Below are 838 nucleotides of genomic sequence, written 5' to 3'. Positions count from 1 at the left end.
GTTGGGACCTTGTCCCTGTGAGAGTAGGACGTTGCCAGGCAATCCGGAGGATTAGCTCAGCTGGGAGAGCACCTGCCTTACAAGCAGGGGGTCGGCGGTTCGATCCCGTCATCCTCCACCATTTAGCCGACTTAGCTCAATTGGTAGAGCAACTGACTTGTAATCAGTAGGTTGGGGGTTCAAGTCCTCTAGTCGGCACCAGTTTTTATTGTAAGAGCCATTAGCTCAGTTGGTAGAGCATCTGACTTTTAATCAGAGGGTCGAAGGTTCGAGTCCTTCATGGCTCACCATTTTAATTAATATGCGGGTGTGGCGGAATTGGCAGACGCACTAGACTTAGGATCTAGCGCCTTTGGCGTGGGGGTTCGACTCCCTTCACCCGCACTTTTAATAAAATATATCAAACATGTCTTGCGGAAGTAGTTCAGTGGTAGAATACAACCTTGCCAAGGTTGGGGTCGCGGGTTCGAATCCCGTCTTCCGCTCCAATTTTCAATATGACATGCCGGGGTGGCGGAACAGGCAGACGCACAGGACTTAAAATCCTGCGGTGGGTGACCACCGTGCGGGTTCGACCCCCGCCCTCGGCACCATATGCGCCCGTAGCTCAATTGGATAGAGCGTTTGACTACGGATCAAGAGGTTAGGGGTTCGACTCCTCTCGGGCGCGTTTTCTTTCGGGAAGTGGCTCAGCTTGGTAGAGCACCTGGTTTGGGACCAGGGGGTCGCAGGTTCAAATCCTGTCTTCCCGATACTTGTTTGGGGCCTTAGCTCAGCTGGGAGAGCGCCTGCCTTGCACGCAGGAGGTCAGCGGTTCGATCCCGCTAGGCTCCACCAT

General features: G+C 53.9%; 9 tRNA genes. All 9 read left to right on the top strand.

Features of this window, described 5'->3' with window-relative positions:
* Positions 1-45 precede the first annotated feature (45 nt).
* The 9 genes from ACQGS6_RS29400 to ACQGS6_RS29360 all read left to right on the top strand — a co-directional run bounded on the left by ACQGS6_RS29400 (position 46) and on the right by ACQGS6_RS29360 (position 837).
* Positions 46-121: transfer RNA gene (locus ACQGS6_RS29400), tRNA-Val, on the top strand.
* A gap of 4 nt (positions 122-125) precedes the next feature.
* A tRNA-Thr gene (locus ACQGS6_RS29395) sits at positions 126-201 on the top strand.
* A gap of 13 nt (positions 202-214) precedes the next feature.
* Positions 215-290: transfer RNA gene (locus tag ACQGS6_RS29390), tRNA-Lys, on the top strand.
* 13 nt (positions 291-303) lie between these two features.
* Positions 304-384 (top strand) — tRNA-Leu (locus ACQGS6_RS29385).
* Between the two features lie 29 nt (positions 385-413).
* A tRNA-Gly gene (locus ACQGS6_RS29380) sits at positions 414-488 on the top strand.
* A gap of 16 nt (positions 489-504) precedes the next feature.
* Positions 505-593 (top strand) — tRNA-Leu (locus ACQGS6_RS29375).
* A gap of 3 nt (positions 594-596) precedes the next feature.
* Positions 597-670: transfer RNA gene (locus ACQGS6_RS29370), tRNA-Arg, on the top strand.
* Positions 671-678: 8 nt separating this feature from the next.
* A tRNA-Pro gene (locus ACQGS6_RS29365) sits at positions 679-752 on the top strand.
* A gap of 9 nt (positions 753-761) precedes the next feature.
* Positions 762-837 (top strand) — tRNA-Ala (locus ACQGS6_RS29360).
* The last annotated feature ends 1 nt before the right edge of the window (position 838 follow it).

This window comes from Bacillus sp. GMs2/2 (genome assembly GCF_050172095.1).
In the GTDB taxonomy this organism is placed as follows: Bacteria; Bacillota; Bacilli; order Bacillales; family Bacillaceae_G; genus Bacillus_A; species Bacillus_A cereus.
Note: the sequence above shows the minus strand (reverse complement) of the source record. Positions and strands in the feature narration are given on the sequence as shown.